Source organism: Aureivirga marina, from assembly GCF_015767265.1.
Lineage (GTDB): Bacteria > Bacteroidota > Bacteroidia > Flavobacteriales > Flavobacteriaceae > Aureivirga > Aureivirga marina.
In genome coordinates this window covers 39015-57782 of record NZ_JADPIB010000007.1, presented here as the reverse complement: position 1 = coordinate 57782, position 18768 = coordinate 39015, and the positions used below count along the sequence as shown (strand labels likewise).

General features: G+C 29.2%; 17 protein-coding genes. 15 read left to right on the top strand and 2 right to left on the bottom strand.

Annotated features, from left to right (window positions below):
- The first annotated feature begins 131 nt into the window (after positions 1–131).
- The 8 genes from folK (at position 132) to I1A51_RS14180 (ending at position 10181) form a co-directional block, all read left to right on the top strand.
- On the top strand, positions 132–1259 hold the full coding sequence (gene folK, locus I1A51_RS14215) for a 2-amino-4-hydroxy-6-hydroxymethyldihydropteridine diphosphokinase (RefSeq protein WP_196895042.1): 1128 nt from the start codon (positions 132–134) through the stop codon (positions 1257–1259).
- A 49-nt stretch (positions 1260–1308) separates the two neighbouring features.
- Positions 1309–2997 (top strand): OmpA family protein, encoded by a 1689-nt coding sequence (locus I1A51_RS14210; RefSeq protein WP_196895040.1) that lies wholly within the window; start codon positions 1309–1311, stop codon positions 2995–2997.
- Positions 2998–3176: 179 nt separating this feature from the next.
- Positions 3177–4859, top strand: coding sequence for an OmpA family protein (locus I1A51_RS14205; protein WP_196895038.1), 1683 nt, complete (start codon positions 3177–3179; stop codon positions 4857–4859).
- A 131-nt stretch (positions 4860–4990) separates the two neighbouring features.
- Positions 4991–6769 carry a tetratricopeptide repeat protein gene (locus tag I1A51_RS14200; RefSeq protein ID WP_196895037.1) on the top strand — a complete coding sequence of 593 codons (1779 nt, stop codon included), beginning with the start codon at positions 4991–4993 and terminating at the stop codon, positions 6767–6769.
- A 12-nt stretch (positions 6770–6781) separates the two neighbouring features.
- Positions 6782–7093: a DUF4286 family protein gene (locus I1A51_RS14195; protein WP_196895036.1), complete on the top strand. Its 312-nt coding sequence runs from the start codon at positions 6782–6784 to the stop codon at positions 7091–7093.
- 204 nt (positions 7094–7297) lie between these two features.
- On the top strand, positions 7298–8077 hold the full coding sequence (gene rsmA, locus I1A51_RS14190; RefSeq protein ID WP_196895035.1) for a 16S rRNA (adenine(1518)-N(6)/adenine(1519)-N(6))-dimethyltransferase RsmA: 780 nt from the start codon (positions 7298–7300) through the stop codon (positions 8075–8077).
- A 60-nt stretch (positions 8078–8137) separates the two neighbouring features.
- Positions 8138–9493, top strand: a complete 1356-nt coding sequence (gene mgtE, locus I1A51_RS14185; RefSeq protein ID WP_196895299.1) for a magnesium transporter — start codon at positions 8138–8140, stop codon at positions 9491–9493.
- A gap of 148 nt (positions 9494–9641) precedes the next feature.
- On the top strand, positions 9642–10181 hold the full coding sequence (locus I1A51_RS14180) for a hypothetical protein (RefSeq protein WP_196895034.1): 540 nt from the start codon (positions 9642–9644) through the stop codon (positions 10179–10181).
- 1 nt (position 10182) lies between these two features.
- Here the strand turns inward: I1A51_RS14180 and I1A51_RS14175 are convergent, their stop codons facing one another.
- On the bottom strand, positions 10183–11388 hold the full coding sequence (locus I1A51_RS14175) for an ABC transporter permease (RefSeq protein ID WP_196895033.1): 1206 nt from the start codon (positions 11386–11388) through the stop codon (positions 10183–10185).
- A gap of 1 nt (position 11389) precedes the next feature.
- Positions 11390–11782, bottom strand: a complete 393-nt coding sequence (gene rbfA / locus I1A51_RS14170) for a 30S ribosome-binding factor RbfA (protein ID WP_196895031.1) — start codon at positions 11780–11782, stop codon at positions 11390–11392.
- A gap of 195 nt (positions 11783–11977) precedes the next feature.
- On the opposite strand from rbfA, the gene mce reads away from it, so the two are divergent.
- From mce to I1A51_RS14135, 7 genes are all read left to right on the top strand, one after another.
- Complete coding sequence (gene mce, locus I1A51_RS14165; RefSeq protein ID WP_196895029.1) at positions 11978–12382, top strand: methylmalonyl-CoA epimerase; 405 nt, start codon at positions 11978–11980, stop codon at positions 12380–12382.
- Between the two features lie 23 nt (positions 12383–12405).
- Complete coding sequence (locus I1A51_RS14160) at positions 12406–13284, top strand: cell division protein FtsX (protein ID WP_196895027.1); 879 nt, start codon at positions 12406–12408, stop codon at positions 13282–13284.
- Between the two features lie 3 nt (positions 13285–13287).
- Entirely contained in the window at positions 13288–13539 is a 252-nt protein-coding gene (locus tag I1A51_RS14155; RefSeq protein ID WP_196895025.1) for a DUF3098 domain-containing protein, read from the top strand.
- Positions 13540–13663: 124 nt separating this feature from the next.
- Positions 13664–14455 carry an undecaprenyl-diphosphate phosphatase gene (locus I1A51_RS14150; RefSeq protein WP_196895023.1) on the top strand — a complete coding sequence of 264 codons (792 nt, stop codon included), beginning with the start codon at positions 13664–13666 and terminating at the stop codon, positions 14453–14455.
- Positions 14456–14464: 9 nt separating this feature from the next.
- On the top strand, positions 14465–15154 hold the full coding sequence (gene truB / locus I1A51_RS14145; protein ID WP_196895021.1) for a tRNA pseudouridine(55) synthase TruB: 690 nt from the start codon (positions 14465–14467) through the stop codon (positions 15152–15154).
- 422 nt (positions 15155–15576) lie between these two features.
- Positions 15577–16221, top strand: coding sequence for an OB-fold-containig protein (locus I1A51_RS14140; protein WP_196895019.1), 645 nt, complete (start codon positions 15577–15579; stop codon positions 16219–16221).
- Positions 16222–16373: 152 nt separating this feature from the next.
- On the top strand, positions 16374–18578 hold the full coding sequence (locus I1A51_RS14135; RefSeq protein WP_196895017.1) for a flotillin family protein: 2205 nt from the start codon (positions 16374–16376) through the stop codon (positions 18576–18578).
- Positions 18579–18768: the final 190 nt, after the last annotated feature.

Genomic DNA, 18768 nt, shown 5'->3' with positions numbered 1-18768 from the left:
CAATAAGTTTTCTTTTCTTTGTACGTTCGAATTTCAAGTACAAATTACTATAAAGTTAATTGATTTTTTGATTCAAATTACATAAGTTCAATTGAATTAGAATAGAAGTAGAAAAGAAAAGTATAAATAAGATGAAAATAGTGAGAACAACATATCTTTCCTTAGGGTCAAACAAAGGAAATAAACAAGAAAATTTACAACAAGCAATTTATTTAATTTCTCAAAAAATTGGGACAATCGCTGCTATTTCATCTATTTACCAAACAGCTTCATGGGGTTTTGACAGTGAAGATTTCTATAATATCTGTATAAAAGTAAACACAACTTTAAATCCAGAAGAATTATTAGAAAAAACACAAATGGTTGAAAAATACCTAGGAAGAGTACATCAAATTTCGGATACTTATGAAGATCGTACAATTGATATTGATGTATTATTTTTTGATGATGAAGTAATTTTTTCTAAAGATTTAATTGTTCCACATCCAAAAATGTTAGATCGAAAATTCGTTTTGATTCCTTTGGCGGAAATTGTTCCAAATTTTGTTCATCCAATCAAAAAACAAAAAATTAATGAATGTGTATTAGCTTGTACGGATAATTCAGAGATTAAAAAATTAGAAGATATTACATTAGAAAAACCTGTTTCTCTTTCTGATAAATACAATTACATTGCTATTGAGGGTAATATTGGGGCTGGAAAAACAACACTTTCCAAAATGATTTCGGAGGATTTTAATGCTAAAATTGTTTTAGAACGATTTGCTGACAATCCTTTTTTACCAAAGTTTTATGAAGACAAAGACAGATATGCTTTTCAAACAGAGATGACTTTCTTAACGGATAGATACCAACAGTTATCTGATGATTTGGCACAATTTGACATGTTTAAAAACTTCATAGTATCAGACTATTATATATTTAAATCACTTATTTTCTCACAGATTACACTACAAAGAGAAGAATATCGTTTATATAGAAAAGTTTTTGATATTATGTATAAAGAAATCACGAAACCCGACCTATACGTATATTTATATCAAAACACAGAACGTTTATTGGCAAATATTAAGAAACGTGGAAGAGACTATGAGCAAAATATCGCTTCAGGCTACTTAGAAAAAATTCATAAAGGCTATGCAAATTTCATTCACACAGAAAATGATTTGAATACAATTATCATTGATGTTTCTGAATTAGATTTTGTATCAAACCCCGATGATTACAGCTTGATTATAAAAAAATTAACCTCATTGTAGATTCCAAAATAAGATTATATTTGTGTAATTCAAATCAAACAAAAACTTTATGAATAAATTATTACTCTCTTTATTTTTATCTACATTGTTTACCATCTCTTCTTACTCTCAAAAAAATGATTATAACTCTTGGTCTGTTGGTTTTGGAGGAAGTGGAACCGCAATTTTTGGTGATATACAAGCTCTAAATACAGAAGGGCTTTCTGATTTTGGATATGGAGGTTATCTATATGTTGACAAAATGTTTTCTCCTACTTTTGGAATTGAATTAAAAGGAAATTATTTGACTTTCCGAGGTGAATCTCACTCATTTAATGGAATTCATGATGTAAAATACACAGAAAACGAAGCGCAAGGACTTCGTTTTAAAACAACATCAATGGGTGGAGAATTTAATGTAATTCTTAATTTAAGTAATATTTCCCCAAGATTTTCAAAAAAACCTAGACGCTGGAATGCTGCATTATATTTCGGTTTAGGTTTTCATAAATATGAAACAGATGTATACAACTCTTTAACAGGTGAATTAGAATATTCTTTCGGAAAAACTGAAGAAGAAGATGTGGAAGCTAAGAATGTAACTTCTGCATATGTAACTTCTGGTTTAAGTTTAAAATACCGTTTAAACAAAAGCCTAGATATCGAATTACGCCCTACAGTTAATGTACATTTAAATGATAATTTAGATGGTGTCGTTAGTACAAAACAGGCTTTAGAAACATTTATGGTTGCAAACTTAGGTTTGGTATATAAATTTGGAAAAAAACAAAGAAGCGCTGTTTGGTATGATGCAAAATCTGCGGGATATGGAGGAAATTCATCAAAAGGAAAGAATAAGAAAAATAAAATTACCGTAGATGCTTATAAAGATTCTGACGGTGATGGTGTAATGGATCGTTTTGATAAAGAACCTGGAACACCTCCTGGTGTACGCGTTTATGGTTCGGGAGTTGCTATTGATACAGATAACGATGGTGTTCCTGATTATCAAGATGCTTGTCCGTTTAAACAAGGATTAGAAGAAAATGGTGGTTGTCCTGAATTCAAAGATTCAGATAATGATGGAATTTTTGATGAAGATGATGCTTGTCCTCATGAAAAAGGTTTAGAGAAAAATGAAGGTTGTCCAGAAGAAGGAATTAGTCAAAATGCTTTAGACTTAATTGAGAATTATTCTGGTGCTATTTCTTTTAAATCAAACAGCCATGAATTAACACAAGAATCTTATGATGTTTTAAATAAAATTGCAGATATGATGAAAGAATATCCTGCAACGACATTTAAAATTGAAGGTCATACAGATAATCAGGGAGCTGAAAATTACAACTTGTTCTTATCAAAAAGAAGAGCAAAAGCTGTAAGAAAATATTTAGTTTCACAAGGTGTTGCTTCAGAAAGACTTTTTGCTGAAGGATATGGAGAATCAAGACCTAAATTCCCAAATGATACAGCTGAAAATAGAAAGAAAAACAGAAGAGTTGAAATCAATAAAATCAATGAAAACTTGAACTTTAACTCAGAAGGAAATGATGCTGTTGCTACTGATTCTAATGAAACTTATGAAGAATCAAATGATAATTATGCAAGCGGAGATATCCCAGATTATCATACAGTAATTAATGGAGATACCTTATTCTCTCTTGCCAAAAAATATGGTACTTCAGTTGAAAGACTAAAAGAACTTAATGATTTACCGGATACAAAAATTGTTATCGGTTCTAAATTAAGATTAAAATAATTTACTTCAATATAATATCATACTTTGAAAAACTGCCCCAATCAAAGTATGATATTATATTTTTCTTGACACTATAAAATAAGAACTTACATCCCCTCTATCTTATTTAATAACTTATTCTGCCATAACAGAATTTTGCAATTTCAATCTATTATTAATTCTAAACAATCAATGTTATGATGAAAAAAAGTAAATCTATTTTTTACTTCATAATTTTTTTAGCACTCGGCATTTCTACTAATGCGCAAGAAAAAGATTTTAATACCTGGTCAGTTGGAGCAGGTGCAAGTAATTTTATTATGTATGGTGATTTGAATTCTTTTGGAGGCGGCCAATCTTCATTTGATTACGGTTTCTATGCTTATGTTGACAAAATGATAAATCCTGCTTTTGGATTTGAATTAAAAGCTCATTATTTAAATATGTCTGGAGCCGTAGGAAGCTTCTCTCCTTTTTATCTTTTATACGCTGAAGATCATACAGGAGGAGCAACCTTTGAAGGGAAAGCTTTGGGTGGTGAATTTAATCTTATTTTAAATTTAAATACTTTAAATCCAAGCGCAAGTAAAAACAGAAAATGGAACGCAGCTATTTATGCTGGTTTAGGTTTTCAAACATACGATTCTAAACTCTATGATCAATCAACTGGCGATTTATTAATTGACTACAATAACATTAAAAATAAATCTACAAAAGAAAATTCTTTTTATTACACTGCTGGTTTAGGAATTAAATACAGATTAAGTAGAAGAGTTGATTTAGAATTTAGACCAACAATCAATTTAAACAATGAAGATCAATTGGATGCTGCTTACAGTAACAGAAAAAATTTAGAAATATTCTTAGTAACACATCTTGGTGTGAATATCAAATTAGGAAAAAAGAAAAAATATGCTATTTGGTATGATCAACTTCCAGGTAAATCAGAAGAGGAACAAGAAAAAGATAAAAAGAAAAACAAAGACGAAATCGAACAAGACATCGAAGAAGCTTTAAAAGATACCGATGGAGATGGAATTATCGATCGTTTTGATAAAGATAATAATACTCCAAAAGGTGTTAAAGTATACAGTAATGGGTTGCCAATTGATAGTGATAATGATGGTGTTCCTGACTATTTAGACGAATGTCCTTTAAAAGTTGGTAAAAAAGATGATAATGGTTGTCCTGATATCGCAGATGATGATGGAGATGGAATCAGCAATGAAAAAGATATCTGTCCAGATGTAGCTGGATTACCAGAAAATGGTGGTTGTCCTCAAAAAGAATACACAGAAAGTGTTTCTCAGATTTTATATGCACTTTCAAAAGATATTTTCTTTGAACCAAATGGACATACAATTAAAGGAACTTCTTTTAATGTTTTAGATAAAATTGCAGATGTAATGATGCAATTCCCTGCAACGAAATTTAATATTGATGGACATACAGACAATAAACTTTCTGCCAAGTACAATTTATTCTTATCAATTCGTAGAGCAAAATCTGTAAAAAAATATCTTGTGAAAAAAGGTGTTGATGAAAATCGCTTAATTACACATGGATATGGAGAAACTCGACCAAGATATTCTAATGAAACAGAAGGTGGAAGACAATTAAATCGACGTGTAGAAATTACAAAAGTAGAATCAGATGTTGTTACAAATAACTTAAATGATGTAATTGAAGACGAAACCATTAATGAAAATGGAGAAGTAAAAACGACACCTATTCCAAGTGACGGTGAAATAGTTGTACAAGACGGAGATACTTTATATTCTCTAGCTAAAAAATATGGCACAACTGTTGAGAAGCTGAAGGAAATGAACAACTTGAACGATAATACAATTATCGAAGGAACCATCCTTAGAGTTGAAGAATAATTTTCTATATATTTTGAATCGAAATCTAAAATCTGAAGTCTTTCATTAGGCTTCAGATTTTTTATGCTTTAGAATTCCTTTTTATTTATCCGTATTTCTTATTTTTGATAACTACTAATTTTTCAATCTTTATGCGATATTTCTTAGTATTTATTTTTGTTTTCATCTTTCAAGTTAGTTCTGCACAAAGTGTACAACTTGCAAATAGATATTATGTAACTGGTTCTTATGAAAAAGCTGCACAACTTTTTTCTGAACTACACACTCAAAAACCTTATAGCAGTTTCTATTTTAAGAGATTGGTAAGCTGTTATCAACAAATGGGAGATTTTGACAAAGCAGAAAATACTATATTAAATTACTTAAAAAAATATCCAAATAAAGCAGATGTTTATGTCGATCTTGGATATAATTTTCAATTGCAATACAATCAAAAAGAAGCAGATAAATATTATAAAAAAGCTTTAAAAGCTGTTGAGAAAAATCCGAAATTAGGAAATAGTGTCGGTCGCTCTTTTAAAGAAAATTTCTTGCTGGATTATGCTTTACAAGTTTTTGAAAAAATGGATGATAAAACTTCTGGAAATATTGGAACTAAAACTACGATTGCTAGCATTTACGGGGAATTAGGAAAAATGGATGAAATGTTCACCACCTATTTAGATATGATTGATATTCGTGAAAACTACATTGAAATCGTTTTACGATATATCGGAAATTATGTTACTGAAGATCCAGAAAATGAAAATAATAAAATCTTAAAAAACTTAGTTTTCCAACGTTTACAAGAAGGCCCAAAAGATGCGTGGAATCAAATTTTGAGTTGGCTTTTTATTCAGCAAAAAGAATATAATAAAGCATTAATTCAAGAAAAAGCATTATATCGAAGAAATCAAGAATCGTTTCAGCGAATTTTAGATTTAGGTGAAAATGCTTTTTTAAATAAAGATTATAATAGCGCAATTAAAGCATATTCTTATGTGATGGAAAATTCTACAATTGGAGAAGAAATTTTAGAATCTAAATACTATATTTTAGAAAGTCAATTGAATAACGGAACTCCAAATGATGAAATTGAGCAAAATTTTGAAGCTGTTTTTACAGAATTTGGTAAAAATATTTACACGCTTTATTTCCAAATTTTACATGCGGATTTTATCGCTTTTAGAAATAATAATCCTTCACAAGCAATTTCCGATTTAAAAGAGCTTTTAAAATTAAACTTAAATAAATTTGAAAAAGCAGAAATTAAATTAAAATTAGCGGATATTTTAGTTTTTACAAATAAATTTAATCAAGGATTAATTTATTACTCACAAGTGCAAACCGATTTAAAAAATCATCGTTTAGCACAAATGGCGAAATATAAAGTTGCAAAAACATCTTATTTTAAAGGAGATTTTGATTGGGCAAAAACACAATTAGATGTTTTAAAGAAATCTACCTCACAATTGATTGCAAACGATGCTTTGGAACTTCATTTATTAATCTCAGATAATTCAGTGGATGAAGAAGAGAAAAAAGGTTTAGAATTATATGCAAAAGCAGATTTTTTAAGTTTTCAAAATAAAAATCAAGCAGCAATTGATACTTTAAATGTTGTATTAGAAAAATTTAAAGGAAGAGCGATTGAAGATGAAGCTTTGATAAAACAAGCAAAACTTTATGAAGAAACAAATCAATTAGAAAAAGCTGCTGAAAATTACTTGAAAATCACAGAAATTAAAGAAAATGATATTTTAATTGATGATGCTTATTTTGCTTTAGGAAAACTTTATGAAGAAAAAATAAAAAATCCTGAAAAAGCTTCAGAATATTATCAAAAGATTATTTTTGACTTCCCTTCTAGCATTTATTTGGTAGAAGCGAGAAAACGATATCGAAATTTACGAGGAGACGCAATTAACTAAAATAATTTAGAAATGTATATTTACAATGTAACTATAAACATCAACGAAAGTTGTCATGACGAATGGTTAAAATGGATGAAGGAAAAACACATTCCTGATATGTTGGGAACTGGAAAATTCTCAAAAGCTAAAATGTGTCAGGTTTTAGTTGAAGAAGAAATGGGTGGAATTACATATTCTGTTCAATACACAACGGATAGTAAAGAAACATTAGAAAAATATTATCAAGAAGATGCTGAAAAGCTTCGAGAAGAAGGAATGAAACTATTTGCAGGAAAGTTTGTTGCTTTTCGAACGGAATTAAAAGTAGTTTCTGAACATTAAAAACTAAAAATCTTCTCAAATTGAGAAGATTTTTTCTTTATAAACAATTCTTTTTTAAATATCTATCCTTTTCAAAATTGCTAAATTTGTTAAAATAAAAGAAATCCTCAGAATCCTTCCCAAAAATTAATAACTTCTCAATAAAGAAATCTAAATTTGCAGCTGGCAAAAATTAACTGCTTTTTTTAATTAAAAACAATTATCATGAGTGTAAAAGCAAAAAAACATTTAGGACAACACTTTTTAAAAGATGAAACTATTGCAAGAGATATTGCAAATTCACTTACGGAAGAAGGTTATGAAGATGTATTAGAAATTGGTCCTGGAATGGGAGTTTTGACAAAATATCTTTTAGATAAAAAATATACAACTCATGTAATTGAAATTGACACAGAATCTGTGGAATATCTGAAAGTTCATTATATGAATTTGGCAAGTAGAATTTATGAAAAAGATTTCTTAAGAGTTGATGTAAAATCACTTTTTGGTGAAAAACCTTTTGCAGTGATTGGAAACTTTCCATATAATATTTCTACACAAATTGTTTTTAAAGTGTTAGAAAATAGAGATCAAATTCCTGAATTTAGTGGAATGTTTCAAAAAGAAGTTGCAGAACGAATTGCTGAAAAAGAAGGAAGCAAAAAATATGGAATTTTATCTGTTTTAGCACAAGCATTTTATGATGCAAAATATCTTTTTACTGTAGATGAAAATGTATTTAATCCTCCACCAAAAGTAAAATCTGGAGTAATTCATCTAAAAAGAAAAGAAAATTATACACTTCCTGTGGATGAAAAATTATTTTTTAGAGTTGTAAAAGCTGGATTTAACCAAAGAAGAAAGACGTTAAGAAATAGTTTAAAAAGCTTTAATTTAAGTGATAGTTTAAGAGAAGATTCTATATTTGCAAAGCGTCCAGAACAAGTTTCAGTTCAAGATTTTATTGAATTAACAAGAAAAATTGAAGAAGATCTTTCAAAATAATTTTTCCAAATAGCTTATTTATTAACAATTTTAAAATTTCGTCGATAGAAAAAAAAGAATATCATGCAGTTTGAATTAACGAAAGAAATAATCAGAGAAATCAAAGAAAATATTGCAAATCAACAACAAAAAGTAATATTAGATTCTCTCAAGGATATTCACCCTGCGGATATTGCGGACATCATGGACGAATTAAATTTTGAAGAAGCTATTTTTATCTTCAAAATTCTTGATAAAGAAAAAAAAGCAGATGTTCTTACGGAATTAGATGATGATTCTAGAGAAAAAGTTTTAAATGCTCTTTCTTCAAAGGAAATTGCAGAAGAAATTGACGATTTAGAAACAGATGATGCTGCGGATATTATTGCGGAACTTACAGATCAAAAAAAAGAAGAAGTAATTTCGCAAATTGAAGACACAGAACACGCCAAAGATATTGTTGACCTTTTACGTTATCCAGAAGACACAGCTGGAGGTTTGATGGGAAAAGAGCTTGTAAAAGTGAATGAAGATTGGTCAATGCTTCGTTGTGTAAAAGAAATGCGTGAACAAGCGCAAGAAATCGATGTTGTACATACTGTTTATGTTGTAGATAAAGACAATGTTTTAAAAGGAATTTTATCTTTAAAAAGTATGTTAACTACTTCTACAAAAACACCTGTAAAAGAAATTTATCGAAGTAATATCATTTCTGTAAAAACAAATGAAAAAGACGAAGAAGTTGCGAAAATTATGCAGAAATACGACTTAATTGTTGTTCCTGTTGTGGATGAACTTGGTCATTTAGTTGGAAAAATTACCATTGATGATATTGTGGATGTAATTAAAGAAGAAGCAGACCGTGATTATCAAATGGCAGCCGGAATTTCTGAAGATGTGGAAGCAGATGATACTATTTTTAAACTTACAAAAGCACGTCTTCCTTGGCTTTTGATTGGAATGCTTGGTGGATTAGGAGCAGCAACAATTATCACACATTTTCAAGATGGATTACAGCAATATTTAGCTTTGGTAACTTTTATTCCATTAATTCAAGCAACTGCTGGAAATGTCGGTGTACAATCGGCTGCGATTATGGTACAAGGAATTGCAAATAATAGTTTAAATAATGAAATTGTAAAACGACTTTTAAAGGAACTTACTTTAGGTTTAGTAAATGGTGTTGCGCTTGCAACTATCTTTTTAATTATTGGTCTTTTACTTTTTCAAATTGATTTAACCATAGCTTTGACAATTGGTTTTGCTCTATCAACAGTGATTATTTTAGCTGCAATTATCGGAACTTTTATTCCTTTGTTTTTACATAAAAGAGGAATTGATCCTGCTGTAGCAACAGGTCCGTTTATCACGACAAGTAACGATGTTTTTGGAATTTTAATCTACTTTGTTATTGCAAAATTGATTCTTGGATTTTAAACTCAAAATCATTTACTTATTTTTCTTTTTTAAAATTTGATTACATTCGTATTCGAAAAATTCAAATTGCTAAAAATATTGCTATCCTTTTCTTTACAATTTTATTTCAGTTTGAATTGAAAAAATCAACAAAGAAAAATTTATTTAAATGAAAATCAAAAAGACAAAAATTGCATTATTTATTTCTGCCACATTAGCTCTGACAATTATTTCTTGTAATAACGGAAAAAAAGAAGAAAGAAGAGTATATAAAAAACAGGAAACTAAATATCGAAAAACTTCTAAAAGAAATAATTATTCAACCACTTCTTATTCCGAAGAAAAATATGAGATTGAAAAAAAATCTATAGAAAAACAAACGCCGATTGTTCCTGTAAAAAAGCCAAAACAAAAAATTAATGGAACAAAAATTTCTAAGAAAAAAGTAACGAAATCAACTACAATTCCATCAAAGAAAATTAAGCAACCAAAAATTACATCAAAAAGTACTGCTTCAAAAAATGTTGTAACAAAAACATCTTCTAATACATCAACAAAACCAAAAACAAGTTCTAATTCAAATTATTCAAGTAGTAGTTTTAAAAGTAGTTCTTCATCTTCTAGTTCTAGTTCAAGTTTCTCAAGTAGTAGTTTTAAAAGCAGTTCTTCATCTTCAAGATCAAGAAGTTATAGTAGTAGAAGAAAATAAATTAAGAAATAAGTTGTTTGGAAATTCTGCTACTTGCAATAAGTGAAGCAATATAGCCTAAAGCTAGAATCGTTATAAAAACGACAGCAATATTTGTAAAAGTAAGTGCAACAGGATAAGCAAGGTTTTGCGTAATCATGATAAATTCAAATTTCTGTTGTAGAATTACAAAAAGAATTCCTAAAAACAAACCAAAAACCAATCCTAAAACAGATAACAGGAAACCTTGTAAAATAAATATTTTTTTGATGTCTTTTAGTGAAGCTCCAATATTATACAGGGTTTTTTGATTATCTTTTTTATCAATAATCATCATAATAATTACTCCAACAACATTGAAAAGAGCGATGATTAGAATTAAACAGAAAATTAAATATGTTATAAATCTTTCAGAATTAATCAATCGATAATAATCCGCATTTAATTCATCTCTCGTTCTAATTTCAAACTTCTCTCCTATTTGATTTTCTAGATTTTCTGCTACAGAACTAATTAAATTAGGATTTTTCACCAATAATTCAATTGCCGAAATTTGATTTGTTTTATATCCCAATAATTTTTGACCTGAATGTAATGGAATAAAAACATAATTAAAATCTAATTCTTCATTATTAACAGCAAAAACTCCAGTAACTTTTGCAGTAATTTCACTGATTGCTTGTTGATAACTAGACACAGAACCTTTTCCAGCTTTTGGAACAAAAATTTGCATTACTTTTCCATATTCAAAAGCAGAAATGGAAAGCTCACTTGAAATTCCAATTCCTATTACAGCGCTATTTTCATAACGTTTATCAAACCAAGTTCCTGAAAATATATTTTTTCGAATAGAAGTTAATTCCGAAAAATTTGTGTCAACAGCTTTAAAGTTAGCTAAGACTTCTTTATCATTATTTTTTAAAAAAGCTTTTTCTTCAATGATTTTTGAATAAGTAATAATATTAGAATCTGTGTCTAAAATTGATTTTATAGAATCATTAAAGAAAAACGATTTTCCTTTTTTTGGAGAAATTTCAATGGAAGGAGTTGTAGAATTCAAACTTTCTTCTCCCATATTTTTTAATCCAGAAAAAACGGAAAGCACAACAAAAAGTGCCAAAGTTCCAACCATAACCGCAAAAACAGCAATAAATGTGATGATATTAATCGCATTATTGCTGTTTTTAGAGAATAAATATCTTTTGGCTATGTATAAAGAAAAATTCAATCTATCTTTTTTGTCTTCTTGGTAAAATATCAGGATTTTTTATAGGATTTTCCTTTTTTCCTTTTAATGCATCGTCGATATCTTCAATATAATCTAAAGAATCGTCACCGATAAATTCTAAATGAGGCATTCTTCTTAATTGATTTTTCGTACGCAAAGCTAATTCATGACGAATTATATGCGTATTTGTTTTAATTCCCTCAATCAACTCATCTCTATTTTCCGATGGGAAAACACTCAAATATACTTTTGCTTGTGATAAATCTGTTGTTACCTTTACTCTTGTAACAGAAATAATCACACCTTTCATTCCTTCCTTTGCAGCTGATTGTAAAATATCTACTAAATCTTTTTGAAGAACTCCTGCAATTTTCTTCTGTCTCATTGTTTCCATTTTGCAAAAATACGTTTTATTTGATATTTTTGAAACTTTAAGACTAACTATTAAGTATTATTACAAAATATTTTACATCAGAAAGTCGTTTTGTTAAAGATTTTCTAAAAGATTCGATATTGTAAATTCATATTTTGATTCTAACGTTTATCTTGCAAACTTTGTAATAATAGCAACCAAATTAAAACATCATCAATGAAAAAAATTGAACACATTGGTATTGCAGTAAAAGATTTAGAAAAATCAAACCAAGTGTATGCAGCGCTTTTTGGAAAAGAAGCTTATAAAATCGAAGAAGTAGAAAGTGAAGGCGTACGAACTTCTTTCTTTGAAAATGGCCCAAATAAAATTGAACTTTTAGAAGCAACAAAAGAAGATAGTCCAATTGCAAAATTTATAGCAAAACGTGGAGAAGGAATTCACCATATTGCTTTTGCTGTGGATAATATTTATTCTGAAATGGAGCGTTTAAAAGAAGAAGGTTTTAAAGTTTTAAATGAAAAACCAAAAAAAGGTGCAGATAACAAATTAGTTGTATTTTTGCATCCGAAAGACACTAATGGTGTACTTGTGGAATTGTGCCAAGAAATCGAAGAATAATAATCCTAAAAAACTTATAATAAATGTCTAGACAACACGATAGATACCAAAAAAGACGCTTGCGTTCTTCTTATTTTTCAGTAATAGTAAGTATTGGCTTGGTATTATTTCTTGTTGGACTTTTAGGAATTGTTGTTTTTAAAACAAAAGATGTCACAGATCATGTTAAGGAAAATGTTGCTTTAACTATTTTCTTAAAAGATAATGCTACAAAAACACAAACTGAGCAATTTAAATCTACGCTAGAAAATGCGGAATATGCTAAAAAAGTTGTTTTTATAGATAAAAAAACTGCTGCTGAAACTTTTCAAAAAGATATCGGAGAGGATTTTGTAAACTTTATTGGAGAAAATCCACTTAAAAATGCTTTTGATGTTTATTTAAATGCAAACTTTGTTACGCCTCATCAAATCGAGGAAATAGAAAAAGATATTAAACGTCAAAAATTTGTTTATGAAGTTTCTTATGACAAACCTTTAATTACGATTTTAACTAAAAACATTAATCGTTTAAGTATTTGGATTCTAGGTTTCAGTATCTTTTTTACCTTTGTGGCAATCATTTTAATAAACAGTTCGATTCGTCTTTCTGTTTATTCAAAAAGATTTACAATTAAAACAATGCAAATGGTTGGAGCGACAAAAAGCTTTATTAGAAAACCATTTATTTTTACAAGTATAAAACTTGGTGTTGTTGGAGCTTTAATTGCAATTACTGGTTTAGGTGGAATTATTTATTATGGTGATATTCACTTTCCACAGTTTAGTTTACTAAACAATTTAGAATTTCTAATAATTCTTTTCTCTGGAATTTTATTGCTTGGAATAATCATCACATGGATTAGTACATTTTTTGCAACACAACGCTTCTTAAACCTTAGAATTAACGAACTTTATTATTAAAATATGAACGAAAAACCGAACAAACAATTTTTATTCGACTCACATAATTATAAAATTATGTTGGTAGGTCTTGTCGTTATTATAATCGGATTTATTCTGATGTCTGGTGGTTCTTCAGATGATCCGAATGTTTTTAGTCCAGATATTTATGATTTTAGAAGAATTCGATTGGCTCCAACAGTTGTTCTGCTTGGGTTTGCTATTCAAGTTTATGCAATTGTAGCGAAAAAGAAAGAAAAGAAATCAGAAGAATAAAAAGTAGCTTTTATAGCGATGAAAATATCAAATTCCCTTCAAAATTTGTTGGGAGTTTTTTGTTTTATAACACAAGATTAAAATAAAATATTGTTTTAGCAATTGCTAAACCTCAAAGAATAAAATGGATTTTTTAGAAGCAATTATCTTAGGAATTGTACAGGGTTTGACCGAATTTTTACCTGTTTCGTCAAGCGGTCATTTAGAATTAACTAAAGCACTTTTCGGAAACGATGCTTTACCAAAAGAAAGTTTAACCTTTACAGTTGTATTACACTTCGCAACAGCTTTAAGTACCATCGTTATTTTTCGAAAAGAAATAATGGAAATTATCAAAGGCTTATTACAATTTAAATGGAATGAAGAATCACAGTTTTCTGTAAAAATTATCATTTCAATGCTTCCAGCAGTTGTTGTTGGTTTACTTTTCGAAGAACATTTAGAAGCTTTTTTCAGTGGGAAAATAATTTTAGTTGGAGCAATGTTAATTGTAACAGCTATTTTATTATTATTAGCAGATAAAGCAAAAAATACCACTAAAAATGTAAGTTTTGGAAATGCATTTATCGTAGGAGTTTCTCAAGCAATCGCAATGTTACCTGGAATTTCTCGTTCTGGTTCCACAATTGCAACTTCTGTAATTCTTGGAATTGATAGAACTAAAGCTGCAAAATTTTCTTTCTTAATGGTTGTTCCATTAATTTTTGGAAAAGTAGCAAAAGATATTTTAGGTGGTGGAATTTCTATTGAAAGTGATCAGATTGGTGTGATTAGTGCTGGATTTATCGCTGCATTCGTTTCAGGACTTTTAGCTTGTCAATGGATGATTGCTTTGGTTAAGAAAAGTAAACTTAGTTATTTTGCAATCTATTGCGCTATTGTTGGTGTGATTGCAATTATTTATTCAATTATATAAAAGGATAGAATGAGCTTAGAATTGGAAGACTTTAAAAATGGTCAAGTCTTATTAATTGATAAACCTTTAGAATGGACATCTTTTCAAGTTGTAAATAAATTAAGATGGCATATTCGTAAGAAATTCGATATTAAAAAAATTAAAGTTGGACACGCTGGAACTTTAGATCCTTTGGCAACTGGACTTTTGGTAATTTGCACTGGTAAATTCACAAAAAAAATTGAAACTTATCAAGGACAAATTAAAGAATATACAGGAACAATTCGTTTAGGAGCAACAACTCCAAGTTACGATTTAGAAACTGAAATAAATGAAACGTTTCCTATAGATCATATTACAGAAGAATTAATCCATGAAACAACAAAACAATTTCTTGGAGAAATAGATCAGATTCCTCCTATTTTTTCTGCTTTACGTAAAGATGGAAAACGTTTGTATGAAATTGCTAGAGCTGGAGAAACTGTAGAAGTGAAATCTAGAAAAATTTCTATTCCTGAATTCGAAATTACGAAAATCAACTTTCCTGATGTAGAATTTAGAGTTATATGTTCAAAAGGAACTTATATTCGTTCTCTTGCATACGATTTTGGAAAAGCATTAAACTCAGGAGGGCATTTAACAGTGCTTAGAAGAACTAAAATTGGTGATTTCTCAGTAGACAATGCACAAACAATAGAAGGATTTATAGATAGTCTATAAATTGTACAACATTATATAAATTATGAGCAGCTTTTTGAGCTGCTTTTTTTATGCTAATTGCTAATAAATATTTTTAAAAATTGCTATTTTTTTTAGCTACCATAACCAAATACGACGTTTCAAGGCTTTTTTTGTTACATTTCATCTTTTAAAATCTAATTTTTTTAGCCAAAATTAATGCTATTTTTTATAGTTAATTTAATTTGATGCTAATTTAAATAGCTTTAAAATACCATTAATGAAATTTTTATTAGCTGTTTTTTGGATTTTCATAATAATAATAGAACCTCTTGAAAATTCTATTTTTTTAACATATTTTTATCAAAAACATTAAAACAGTAGTTAATAATTAAAATAAATTACTTTTTAATCAATTTTTTATAATCTATAAATCGTAAACGTAAACTTAAATTAATCACAAAATGTTAGAGTTATTAAAAATAGCAATTACAGGAGCAAACATCATCCCGACAGCTTTGCTAATATTTTTAATCATTTATGGTTTAATCGCCATAATTGGATTGGTAGAATTCGATTCTATTGATTTTGATATAGATACAGATGTTGATATGGATGTAGATTTAGATGCTGACATAGATGCTGATGCTGATATTTCTACTGGAGGTGGAATTTCAGGGTTCCTTAGTTTTTTTAATATTGGAAAACTTCCAATCATGATCTACCTATTTTTTGTTGCTATTCCAATGTGGGGGCTTTCAATTTATATCAATCATATCATTGGAAATAACTCTTTCTTAATAGGATTTCTACTTTTAATTCCTATAACATTTGTATCCTTGCTTTTTGCAAAATATGCATGTATTCCTTTCGTAAAAGTTTGGGATGGATTAGACGGAACAATCGATACTAATTTTGTTGGCAAAATGTGTACAGTTCTTTACGACACAGAAAATGAAAAATTAAGTCAAGCTGATTTAGAATTTGGTGGAGATAAAGTTCGTCTAAATATCAAATCTATTGAAGGAAGAAAAATTTACAGAGGAGACGAAGTTGTAATTGTAGAACATTACGAAGAAGAAGATTACTACTTAGTTGCAAAAATCTAAAAACAACACTTTATACATATTTGAATTAACCAGTTTTTCCCTTCTGAAAATGGAGGGAAACAACAAACTGGAAAGGAAAATTTTATTCAAATTTTAATCAAGAAAACAAACAAATAGTAAATATAAATTAATCTAAAAACAAAAATTAAATTATGGAAGAAACAGTACAAGAATTAGGAACAGGAGCTTATGCAGGGTATTTTACTCTTGGGCTTATAGCCTTTGCAATCATTGTATTTTTAGTCATTATTATTAAAATGTACAACAAAGCTGCTCAGGGAGAAGTTTTAGTTAGAACTGGAGGTTTTGGTGGTGTAGATAAAAAACCAAAAGTATCTTCATCTGGTTTAATATCAATTCCGGTATTACATAGACTTGAAAAAATGGATATTCGTGTAAAAACGATTACAATTTCAAGAACTGGTTCTGAAGGTCTGATTTGTAAAGACAATATGAGAGCAGATATTAAAGTAACATTTTTCGTTCGTGTGAATGTTGATAAAGTTGCAGAAGTTGCTAAATCTATTGGTTGTGATAGAGCATCAGATCCAGAAACGTTAAGAGGATTATACGAACCAAAATTTGCAGAAGCATTAAAAACAGTTGGTAAGCAATTTGAATTTGTAGAATTATATACTTCACGTAGAGAATTTAACCAAGCAATTGTAAATATTATTGGTACAGATTTAAATGGATACAAATTAGAAGATTGTGCGATTGACTTTTTAGAACAAACTCCAATTAATGAATTAGATGAAAGTAACATTTTAGATGCAGAAGGTATCAAGAAAATTATTGAATTAACTGCGGAACAAAAAGTACAATCTAATTTAGTTGAAAGAGATAAAGAAAAAACAATCAAACAACAAGATGTTGAAGCGCAAGAGACAATCTTAAACTTAGAAAAACAAAAAGTTGAAGCAGAAGAGCGTCAAAAACGTGAAATCGAAAATATTAAAGCTAGAGAGCAATCTGAAGTTGATAGAATTAATGAAGAAGAGCGCTTAAAAGCTGAAAAAGCAAGAATTGCTACAGAAGAGCAAATTCAAATTGCAGAAGAAAATAGAATGCGTGAAGTAATTGTTGCAGAGAAAAATAAAGAAAAAATCGAAGCAATTGAAGCGGAACGTGTAGAGCAAGCAAGACTTTTAGAAGAAACTGAAAAAACAAGAATTGTTGAGTTAGCTCAAATTGAAAAACAAAGAGCAATCGAAATCGAACAGAAAAATATTCAAGATGTAATTCGTGAAAGAGTTTCTGTAGAAAAAGCGGTTGTAGAAGAACAAGAAAAAATTAAAGATACACAAGCACTAGCAAAAGCGGAAAGAGATAAAGTAGTTGCACTGAAAAACGCAGAACAAGAAGCAGAATCAGCATTAGTGAAGAAAATCAAAGAAGCAGATGCTGCAAAAGAAGCTTCGAAATTACATGCTGAGAAAATGTTAATTGATGCGAAGAGTAAAGAAACTGCTGCAATTCATGATGCAGAAGCTACTAAAATATTAGCGGAAGCTGCTGCTGCCGAAGCTGCTGCAATCGGAATGTCGGAAGCACAAGTTATGGAAGCAAAAGCGGAAGCTCGCGAAAAAGAGGCTGCTGCAGAAGCTGCTGCTGTTGAAGCTACAGCACATGCAGAAGCAAAAGGAATTGAAGTTAAAGGTATTGCTCAAGCGGAAGCGGACAAAAAGATTGGGGAAGTTGCTGCACAAATAGAAAGAGAAAAAGGATTAGCTCAAGCTGAAGTTATTCAAGTTCAAGCGGAAGCTAATGAAAAACAAGGATTGGTTGATGTTCGCATCTTAAACGAGAAACTGGAAGTGGAAGCGGAAGGAATTCGTAAGAAAGCAGATGCAATGAAGATATTAGATCCTACAAGCGTTGCTCATGAAGAGTTCCGTTTACGCTTAGAGCAAGCTAAAGAAATTGAATTGGCTAGAATTGATGCAAACAAAGATATTGCTGCTTCACAAGCTGGTGTATTAGCAGAGGCGCTACAATCGTCTAATATTGACATTATCGGTGGAGAATCTATGTTCTTTGATAAATTGACTAGTGCAATAACAACTGGAAAAGCAATTGACAAAGCTGTTGGAAATAGTGAAGTATTACAAGAAGTAAAAGGAACTTTCTTCAATGGTGAAAATGGAAATGGTTTTAAAGAAAATTTTAAAATGTTTATCGATCAGTTTGGAGTAAACTCTGAAGATTTGAAAAACTTAACAATTTCTGCATTACTTTACAAATTAATGCAACAAACACAAGATGAAGATTCTCTTTCTGTGTTAAACCAATTACAATCGGTTTCTAAAATGTTAGGTGTTTCAGATAAAACTCCAGCAAGCATCGGATTGAACTAAAATATTTGTTTGGGTTTTAAAAACAATATCAGGAACATTTCACCATGAAATGTTCTTGATTAAAAGAAAATAGAATAGTTAAAAGGGTAAAAATTCTATTAGAAAAAGGAAAGTCTAGGGTGTGTATATTTTCAAATCAATGTCCATATTTCATTAATTATTCCATTTTAAAAAATAAGATTAATTGATT

Excerpts from the sequence above, each read along its gene's own strand:
- folK (WP_196895042.1), top strand. The coding sequence starts at position 132 with ATGAAAATAGTGAGAACAACATATCTTTCCTTAGGGTCAAACAAAGGA.
- I1A51_RS14210 (WP_196895040.1), top strand. The coding sequence starts at position 1,309 with ATGAATAAATTATTACTCTCTTTATTTTTATCTACATTGTTTACCATC.
- I1A51_RS14205 (WP_196895038.1), top strand. The coding sequence starts at position 3,177 with ATGAAAAAAAGTAAATCTATTTTTTACTTCATAATTTTTTTAGCACTC.
- I1A51_RS14200 (WP_196895037.1), top strand. The coding sequence starts at position 4,991 with ATGCGATATTTCTTAGTATTTATTTTTGTTTTCATCTTTCAAGTTAGT.
- I1A51_RS14195 (WP_196895036.1), top strand. The coding sequence starts at position 6,782 with ATGTATATTTACAATGTAACTATAAACATCAACGAAAGTTGTCATGAC.
- rsmA (WP_196895035.1), top strand. The coding sequence starts at position 7,298 with ATGAGTGTAAAAGCAAAAAAACATTTAGGACAACACTTTTTAAAAGAT.
- I1A51_RS14180 (WP_196895034.1), top strand. The coding sequence starts at position 9,642 with ATGAAAATCAAAAAGACAAAAATTGCATTATTTATTTCTGCCACATTA.
- rbfA (WP_196895031.1), bottom strand. The coding sequence starts at position 11,782 with ATGGAAACAATGAGACAGAAGAAAATTGCAGGAGTTCTTCAAAAAGAT.
- mce (WP_196895029.1), top strand. The coding sequence starts at position 11,978 with ATGAAAAAAATTGAACACATTGGTATTGCAGTAAAAGATTTAGAAAAA.
- I1A51_RS14160 (WP_196895027.1), top strand. The coding sequence starts at position 12,406 with ATGTCTAGACAACACGATAGATACCAAAAAAGACGCTTGCGTTCTTCT.
- I1A51_RS14155 (WP_196895025.1), top strand. The coding sequence starts at position 13,288 with ATGAACGAAAAACCGAACAAACAATTTTTATTCGACTCACATAATTAT.
- I1A51_RS14150 (WP_196895023.1), top strand. The coding sequence starts at position 13,664 with ATGGATTTTTTAGAAGCAATTATCTTAGGAATTGTACAGGGTTTGACC.
- truB (WP_196895021.1), top strand. The coding sequence starts at position 14,465 with ATGAGCTTAGAATTGGAAGACTTTAAAAATGGTCAAGTCTTATTAATT.
- I1A51_RS14140 (WP_196895019.1), top strand. The coding sequence starts at position 15,577 with ATGTTAGAGTTATTAAAAATAGCAATTACAGGAGCAAACATCATCCCG.
- I1A51_RS14135 (WP_196895017.1), top strand. The coding sequence starts at position 16,374 with ATGGAAGAAACAGTACAAGAATTAGGAACAGGAGCTTATGCAGGGTAT.